This is a genomic window from Streptomyces lushanensis, from assembly GCF_001700515.1.
GTDB classification, from domain to species: domain Bacteria; phylum Actinomycetota; class Actinomycetes; order Streptomycetales; family Streptomycetaceae; genus Streptomyces; species Streptomyces lushanensis.
In genome coordinates this window covers 1-7,226 of the sequence record NZ_MAUD01000482.1, presented here as the reverse complement: position 1 = coordinate 7,226, position 7,226 = coordinate 1, and the positions used below count along the sequence as shown (strand labels likewise).

General features: G+C 70.3%; 6 protein-coding genes. 1 reads left to right on the top strand and 5 read right to left on the bottom strand.

Going from position 1 to position 7,226, the window contains the following annotated elements; genetic code table 11:
* Nucleotides 1–53: 53 nt before the first annotated feature.
* On the bottom strand, nt 54–911 hold the full coding sequence (locus BFF77_RS30120) for a Vgb family protein (protein ID WP_066956308.1): 858 nt from the start codon (nt 909–911) through the stop codon (nt 54–56).
* Between the two features lie 375 nt (nt 912–1,286).
* Here BFF77_RS30120 and BFF77_RS30115 point away from each other — a divergent pair, with 375 nt between their 5' ends.
* Nucleotides 1,287–2,459 (top strand): PP2C family protein-serine/threonine phosphatase, encoded by a 1,173-nt coding sequence (locus BFF77_RS30115; RefSeq protein ID WP_066956305.1) that lies wholly within the window; start codon nt 1,287–1,289, stop codon nt 2,457–2,459.
* Between the two features lie 66 nt (nt 2,460–2,525).
* Here the strand turns inward: BFF77_RS30115 and BFF77_RS30110 are convergent, their stop codons facing one another.
* The 4 genes from BFF77_RS30110 to pgm all read right to left on the bottom strand — a co-directional run.
* Nucleotides 2,526–3,539, bottom strand: a complete 1,014-nt coding sequence (locus tag BFF77_RS30110; RefSeq protein ID WP_066956302.1) for a zinc-dependent alcohol dehydrogenase family protein — start codon at nt 3,537–3,539, stop codon at nt 2,526–2,528.
* 109 nt (nt 3,540–3,648) lie between these two features.
* The gene (locus BFF77_RS30105; RefSeq protein WP_066956299.1) at nt 3,649–4,632 is read right to left on the bottom strand and encodes a ketopantoate reductase family protein; all 984 of its coding nucleotides are present in this window, start codon (nt 4,630–4,632) and stop codon (nt 3,649–3,651) included.
* Between the two features lie 212 nt (nt 4,633–4,844).
* A complete protein-coding gene (locus BFF77_RS30100) occupies nt 4,845–5,372 on the bottom strand; it encodes a DUF4142 domain-containing protein (RefSeq protein WP_066956296.1) in 528 nt (175 codons plus the stop codon).
* 302 nt (nt 5,373–5,674) lie between these two features.
* Nucleotides 5,675–7,226 (bottom strand): phosphoglucomutase (alpha-D-glucose-1,6-bisphosphate-dependent) (gene pgm / locus BFF77_RS30095; protein ID WP_066956293.1); only part of this gene is annotated, 1,552 nt, incomplete at its 5' end.

Here is a 7,226-nt window from a genome sequence, read left to right as displayed (position 1 = left end):
CTGACCTTCGCTGCCTCGCCCGGGTCACGGGGACCGGGGCGAGGCAGCGAAGGTCAGGACCGTGGGACCAGGTTGGTGATTTTCCAGAGCGAGCCCGTGCCCGTCACCTGGGTGGTGTAGGCGTTGCCGTTCCGGTCCAGCTTGAAAGCAAGGAAGTTGAGGCCGCGGATGCTGGCGATGGGGGCGCCCACGCCCGTGTCGGGGTCGAGCCGCGTGACCTCGCTGCCGACGGCGAAGTAGACGTGGCCGTCCGCCGCCACGGAGATGGACGTGGGCTCGTAGAACTCGGTGGCGAGGGTTCTGGTCGTGCCGCTGGTGAGGTCCGTCCGCAGGATCCGGCCCGTGAACATGTCGGCGGTGTACGCCCTGCCGCGTCCGTCCAGGGCGATGCCCTGGGACAGTCCGAGGCCGGAGGCGACGACACGTACCGTACCGCCCTCCTTCAGCTCGTACAGCTTGCCGCTGCCGCCGGTGGCGTAGGTGGTGGTGCCGTTGCGGGCGATGCCGTGCAGTGAGCCGAGTCCGGAGGCCAGGAGCTGATGCCGGCCGGTGGCGAGATCGACCTTGCGCAGGTTGCCGTCGAAGTCTCCGACGTATGCGCTGCCGGTGTCGTCGATGGCGATGCCGCGCAGATTGCCCAGGCCCCGGGCGACGGTGGAGCGCGCGCCGGTCACCGTGTTCACCTTGAGCAGGTCGCCGTTCTGGTACGTCAGATAGGCGTTGTCGCTGGTGTCGTACGCGGCGTCGACGGGTTCGCCGAGGCCGGTCAGCAGAGCGGTGCAGGAGGACGAGGGGCAGGTGACGACGGGGACTGCGGCTGCCGAGGCGGATGCCCCTGCCAAGCCTGCGACGGTCAGCGCCGTCAGGAGTACGGCTGCGGTCCGGGTGCGCCAGGAGGCGGCAGAAGTCACGGAGGTTCTCCATTCGCGTAGAGGCGATGCTCGGGCCCGGCCCGGCCTGCCGGGAGGGCCACGTGTGGGTACGGAATACCGCCCGCCATTCGTTCAACACGCAACAAAGCTGGCCGGAACCCGCCGTGGAGTGGCGGAGCTGCTACGGCGCTGACGACACGCTTCGCGCAACGGCCCCGCACAGGCTGAGCCCCGCCGACGCGCCGGGCGGCGGGATCGAGAGCGTTCGCATACAGGTGCTCCGGCCGGTTGGGGATCAGGGGACAGGGGCGATCGGGTGGGGGCGGTCGTCACCGACAGCAGTGGACCGTCCATTCATATTTAGTGCGGATGAGGGAGGTGCATGCCGCTAAAAAGGTGATAAAAAGGGACATCATGCGTGCCGAGTATGGATGGGCGGACCGCCTTCAGGAGCAACCGTCGGGTCGCGGGCTGGTGGCGATCCCGCTCGCGCTGATCGTGGTCATCACCGTGGTGGACCTCCACTCCCCGACGGACGTCCATCTGGGCCCGTTCCTGGTGATCGCGCCGGCCCTCGCCGCTTCCTTCGCCGGGGCGCGGCTGACCGCCCTGATCGGGGCGCTGACGGTGGTGGCGCAGGTATTCATCGCCGTCTTCCACGGCGGGCTGACCACGACCAACCATCTGGCGCAGATCACGGCGCTGATCCTGCTCTCCAACCTCGTGGTCTTCTTCTGTCTGGTACGGGACCGGCGTGGCCGCGAGCTGATCCGGGTCCGCTCGGTGGCCGACGCGGCGCAGCGTGTCCTGCTGCGGCCCCCGCCCCGGCGGATCGGGCCGCTGCGGGTGGCCTGGCTGTATCTGTCGGCCGAGGACGAGACGCAGATCGGAGGCGACCTCTTCGCGGTCGCCCGGGCCGGCCGGACCGGTACGCGGGTGGTGATCGGCGATGTCCGGGGCAAAGGTCTGGCCTCCATCGGCGAGGCGTCGGTGGTGCTGGGCGCGTTCCGGGAGGGCGCCCACCGCTGCACGAGTCTGCTCGAACTCGCGGCGGCCCTCGAAGGCAGCGTCAGCCGCGGTCTGGAGGAGGTCGCCGACACCCAGGACGATCCCGGCGAGCACTTCACCACCGCTCTCCTGCTCGACATACCGGACCAGGGCCCGGAGTCCGAGATGATCAACTGCGGTCACCCTCCACCGCTCCTGGTGCGCGACCGGGAGGTCTCGGTGCTGTACTCACCCAGTCCGGCGCCGCCGCTGGGTGTGTGCGAGCCGCCCGGTCCCGGTCCCGGACATTGCGTCGATCCGTTCACCCTGGAGACCGGCGACACCCTGCTGCTCTACACCGACGGCGTCGTCGAGGCCCGCTCGCCGGCCGGGGTGTTCTACCCGCTGGCCGAACGGGTCGCCTCCTTTCCCGCGTCCAGCCCGGAGGCGCTGCTGCGCCACATCCACCGCGATCTGCTGACCCACATCGGCAGACATCCCGCCGACGACGCGGTTCTTCTGGCCATCGAACGTATCCCCGCCCAGCAGACCCACGGCCCCCATCTCACGGCCCACCTCAAGGGCGCCGGCCGGCCCTGATCCCGTGCGCACCGGTCCCGTGCGCTCGGATCCCGTTCGCTCCGGCCACGGTCCCGAACACTCCGGCTACGCCCCGAAATGGAACAGGATCTTTCCTTCTCGCTGTGGTTTGCGGGCACGGTCGAACGCCGCGCGATAGTCGGCGAGCGCGAAGGTCTCCTCGACAGGGGTGTGGAGGACACCTTGTTCGACCAGTTCGGCGAGTTCGGTGTAGACGGCTTCGATCTCCGCCCGGGGCGCGGTGCGGATCCAGTTGATCAGCCAGTAGCCGCGCACGCCGAGTTCGCGGTACACGAGGTCGGCGGCCGGTACCGCGACCGGTGTGTGGGTCAGGGACGAGTAGCTGATCACCTGGCCGCCGAATTCCAGCGAGTGGGCGAGGGCTCCGGCGACGGGACCGCCGACGCCGTCGAAGACGAGCCGGAACGTCGTATCGCCCAGCGCGTCGGCGATACGGTCCCGTAGACCGTCCACGTCGTCCTTCCCGGCTCCGCCGACGACCACCAAGTCGGCACCCTGGTCGAGCAGTTGCTTGACGGTCTCCTCGCGGCGCACGACGCTCAGCGTCCTGACGCCCGCGTGGTGGGCGAGGGCGATCACATTCCGGCCGACGGCGGAGTTGCCCATGTCCTGGCCGATCCAGTCGCCGGGCCCCAGCGTGGCGTACCGGTTCAGCAGGCCGTACGCCGTCGCGGGGTTGACCGCGAGCAGGGCGAGCTGCTGTGCGTCGGCCTTCTCTCCCACGGGGATCACGCTGCTCGCGGGAGCGACGGTCCGGTCCGCCCAGGTGCCCTGGAGATAGTTCGGCAGAAACACGACGCGCCGGCCCACGAGCGAGGGGTCGGCGGTGGTACCGGCCGCGATCACGCGGCCCACCCCCTCCGTGCCCATCGCACTCGGAAGGGAGGGCCGGACACGTTCCGTGTAGGTGCCTTCGGCCAGCCTGAAGTCGGTCAGATTGATTCCCGCGGCCTCCATCTCCACCAGCACATCGGCCGGCCCCAAGGTCAGGTCGGGATGTGGTTCGAGCTGGACGGACTCGCTGACGGGCCCGATTTCCTTGAGGATGATCCGGCTCATGACATCGCTCCTTCGGTGTGCCGCTTGCGAGGCCACCACCTCCAGGCTAGATGTCGGCTTGCGAAACGCAAGCCAAGTCCGGATCCGCGCTTCCGGACCGGACCGGGCGCTAGCCCCGCGCTTGTTCCCCTTGGTGTTCGTCGGTGCGTCGGTGTTCGTACACGCGCAGGTTCATGGTCGCGAGATCCATGAGCGGAGTGGCGACGGAGAGCTCCGCGGCCCGCCGGGTCAGATCGCCGAAGACATGTTCGACCTCGGTCGAACGGCCCGCCATCACATCCCGGTGGAAGGACGGCGCGAACGGTGAACCCGGCCGGGTGAGCGTGTCCTCGGTGGCGGCACGCCGTTCCTCGGCGAGCGGGAATCCCGCGGCGGCGGCCACGGCGGCGGTCTCGGCGAGTACGGCCTTCACATACGCGGTACCACCCGGTACGGAGACGATGTCACCGACCGTGCCGCGCATGAGGCAGGTGATGGCGCCCGCGGTGGCGATGAAGACCCACTTGTGCCACATCTCGGCGAGGATGTTCCGCGAGAGCGTGACCTCGAAGCCCGCTCCGTCGAGCAGTTCAAAGGCGCGCCCGGCAGGCGAATCGGCGGCATCGGCGCGGGCGGCACCGCCGCGCTGATCGCCGAGCGTCAGTTTCGCCCCGGGAGCCAGGACGACGATGTCCCCCCGCGCGTCCACGGACGTCGCCAGCAACGCCACCCCGCCCAGCACCGACGCCGTACCGAACCGGTCGTTGAGTCGGTCCAGGTGCGCCATCCCGTTCAGGACCGGCAGGATCGCGGTCGACGGCCCGACCGCCGGCGCGATGTCCTCCATCGCCTGAGCCAGCGCCGTCGCCTTCACCGACACCAGGACCACGTCGTAGGGACCGTACGGGCCGCCGGGATCACGGAGTTCGGCCGCCGTGACCAGCCGTGCCTCGACATGGTCGTCCTCTCCGGAGCCCACGAGCCGTAGCCCTCGCTCCCGCAGGACGGCGGCCCGGCCGGGACGCACCAGGAACGTGACATCCCTGCCCGCCCGCACCAGTCCGGCGCCGAAATACCCACCGGTGGCCCCGGCGCCCACGACCAGAAGTCTCATCAGGACCTCCCACGGTGGTACGAACGGCGGTGATACCGGCCGCCGTACCCGAGAGTACGCTTTTCGTTCTTCCCCGTCCCGGTCCGGTTCCCGCGAACGCTCGCGGCGGACACGTCTCCCGCCGCGACGGGTTCGGCCGCTGCCGCGGTTGTCGGTGCGGCGGCAGCGGCCGGTCTCCGTGGCGGCGGGCCCGACCGGAGGGGCGGTTAGGGTCAGGACGGGTTGAGCTCGGCCTTGCAGTCACGGATCAGCTTCAGGTGCTCCGCCACCACGGGACGTGCCCCCTTGGCCGCCGCCTTGACCTCGGAGTTGCCGCCTGTGGCGATCTCCTGGTCGATGAGCTTGAGGGTGTCCACGTGTCCCTTGTCCTCGGTGGTGAGCCAGGCGTTGTCGTACCCGCTCGTGCCCGCCTTCGCCTGCACGGCCGCCAGCGCCTGCTTCTGCGCCGTGGAGGGCGAGGTGGGCAGAGTGACGCCGAGTTTGCCCGCCAGGGCCTTGACGCCGACGTCCAGCTTCTTGTGGTCGCGCACCAGCGTGGCGCCGACCGTCTTCACACAGGTCGCCCTGGCGTCCTTGCCCGCGTTCTCACCGGCCTGGATCTCCGCCAGGTTGCCCTGATGAATCGCCTTCAGGAAAGGCGCGTCGTCGGCGGCCCTGGCCGCCGCGAACGCGGAAGGCGCGGATATGCCGGCCAGCGCTGCCAGCGCCGCGGCAGCTGCGATGCGTCGCACAGCAATCATCTGCGTTGCTCCCTTCGCCCGGCCTGGGACGCACACAGCTCGTGTCAGACCGGTCGATGAACGGGCACGCGTGTCGGTGTCCGATGGTCATGCCTTCCCTCGCCACGCCGTGTGCTCACACCATCACCACATTCATCACACGAATGGCCGTCATGGTCCGGTGGCCTGCGCGGTCCGGCGACCGCGTACCGGACCGCGCGCACAGGCTCGTACGCGCGGTCCGTGGACGGGCGTGGTCCGCAGGCATGGTCCGTACGCCCGGTGGCCGCGTGCCCCCCCGCGGACGTCCGGACAGCCGGGACTCAGGCGTCCAGGTCCAGGGCCGCCGAGACGACGCCCTTGGCCTCCTCCTGGACCCGGCCGAGATGGTCGGCGCCGAGGAAGGACTCGGCGTAGATCTTGTAGACGTCCTCGGTGCCCGAGGGACGGGCCGCGAACCAGGCGTTCTCGGTGATCACCTTGATACCGCCGATGGACGCGCCGTTGCCGGGCGCCTCGGTGAGCACGGCGGTGACCGGTTCGCCCGCGAGGCTGTCCGCCGTGACCTGCTCGGGGGAGAGCCGGGCCAGTACGGACTTCTCCGCCGGTGTGGCGGGCGCGTCGATACGGGCGTACGCGGGCGCCCCGAAGCGGCCGGTGAGCGTGGCGTAGTGCTCGGAGGGCGTCCTGCCGGTGACCGCGAGGATCTCGGAGGCGAGCAGCGCCAGGATGATGCCGTCCTTGTCGGTGGTCCACACCGAACCGTCGCGCCGCAGGAAGGACGCCCCGGCCGACTCCTCCCCGCCGAAACCGAGCGATCCGTCGGCCAGCCCGGCCACGAACCACTTGAAGCCGACGGGCACTTCGACCAGCTCGCGGCCGAGATCGGCGGCGACGCGGTCGATCATCCCGGACGACACCAGCGTCTTGCCGATGCCCGCCGTGGCGGGCCAGCGGTCGCGGTGGGCGTAGAGATAGCCGATGGCGGCGGCGAGATAGTGGTTGGGATTCATCAGCCCGGCGTCCGGCGTGACGATGCCGTGCCGGTCGGAGTCGGCGTCGTTGCCGGTGGCGATCGCGTACTCGTCGCGCCGGTCGATCAGCGAGGCCATCGCGTACGGCGACGAGCAGTCCATCCGGATCTTGCCGTCCCAGTCCAGCGTCATGAACCGCCAGGTGGGGTCGGTCAGCGGATTGACCACCGTCAGATCGAGCCGGTGCTGCTCGGCGATACGGCCCCAGTACGCGACGGACGCGCCGCCCAGAGGATCCGCGCCGATCCGCACCCCGGCGGCACGCACCGCGTCCAGGTCCAGCACTGCCGGCAGATCCGTCACATAGGTGCCGAGGAAGTCGTACCGCCCGGTGGCCGGCGCGGCCAGGGCGCGGGCGTACGGGATCCGCCGTACGTCCTTCAGCCCGCCCGCGATGATCTCGTTGGCCCGGTCCTGGATCCAGCCGGTCGCGTCGGAACCGGCCGGGCCGCCGCTCGGCGGGTTGTACTTGAAACCGCCGTCCGCGGGCGGATTGTGGGACGGCGTGACCACCACACCGTCGGCGAGCCCCGAGGCACGCCCGCGGTTGTGGGCCAGGATGGCGTGCGACACCGCCGGGGTGGGCGTGTAGCCGTCGTCGCTGTCGACGAGCACGGTCACATCGTTGGCGGCGAACACCTCGATCGCCGTCACACGGGCCGGTTCCGACAGCGCGTGGGTGTCGGCGCCCAGGAAGAGCGGCCCGTTGGTGCCCTGTCCGGCCCGGTACTCGCAGATCGCCTGACTGGTCGCGGCGATGTGGTCCTCGTTGAACGCCGTGGCCAGGGACGATCCGCGGTGCCCGGAGGTCCCGAACGCGACGCGCTGGCCCGGCTCGCCC